The sequence below is a fragment of the Oleiphilus sp. HI0061 genome, assembly GCF_001635675.1.
This window is the reverse complement of sequence record NZ_LWFE01000498.1, coordinates 1-897: the sequence shown is the minus strand read 5'-3', so window position 1 is coordinate 897 and position 897 is coordinate 1. Positions and strand designations below refer to the sequence as shown.

General features: G+C 39.0%; 1 protein-coding gene and 1 pseudogene. One reads left to right on the top strand and one right to left on the bottom strand.

The annotated features are described in order from the left end of the window. Positions 1-252, bottom strand: a 252-nt coding sequence (locus A3735_RS06625) for a hypothetical protein (protein WP_156499467.1), incomplete at its 3' end; no start/stop codon positions are given. A 324-nt stretch (positions 253-576) separates the two neighbouring features. On the opposite strand from A3735_RS06625, the pseudogene A3735_RS06620 reads away from it, so the two are divergent. Then, positions 577-897 (top strand): annotated as a pseudogene (locus A3735_RS06620) (DUF1329 domain-containing protein); the annotation flags it as partial.

Sequence of the window (897 nt, the reverse complement as noted above, 5' to 3'; positions counted from 1 at the left end):
GCTCCAAATACTGCTTTGGCGATTGATAGTGTAAAAAGCATTCTCACTATCAAATGCTTCTAGGTACCAGGTCTCAGCCCACTCCTTGTCTTCAAGAACCCAAACTTTGTAGTCACAATTCTTGTTAAATGGTTTTTTGTCACTGCTGATGTCTACCCACTGTGAGCGACCGTGTTTATCTGCAAGCACTGAACCCGAGCCGAATACTAGAACGCAAACAAGTAAAAAAGAAGATACAAAATTTTGGTACATAGGAAATTCTCCGCTGTTTTCATAATGAAGATTTGTAGAAAGTGAAGGTATTAGATAATCTTAGTTCAACAAGTACGAATGTTGAAGTAGATGAAGAGATTTAGTCACTTGATGATAGAGGCGATGCATAAATGTCAAAGAGACTAGTGTTGATATAAATATTCACTCAGGTTTAAAACAGTGGGTTGGGAAAATAAGGTTTTCCTTCCTATACTAATTAGTTCCGGCTTGCTCCATTAGTATGCTTTGAGTTTATCAAGCTTCGCTATTGCCGTTGTTCAAGTAATTTATAAAGCCTCAAATTAAGCAGGTAAGGTGTAGAATATGAATGGAAAATCCTTATCTTTCTTAGGTTTAACTGTTATAGCCATGCTGTCCTTTAATGCGCAAGCAAAAGTTTCTTCGGAGGCCGCAGCTGAATTAGGCGTATCTTTGACTCCTTTTGGCTCAGTTAAAGAAAGTAATCAATACAAAACAATTCCTGCTTGGGATGGTGGTATTACCGAGGTGCCAGATGGGTTTAAGGGCAACGGTTTTCCTCATGTCGACCCCTTCGCCGACGATGAAATTAAGTTCTCGATCGACCAGAGCAATTACAAAGACTACAAGAAAAAGCTGACTCCAGGTCAGTATAAAATGTTTGAG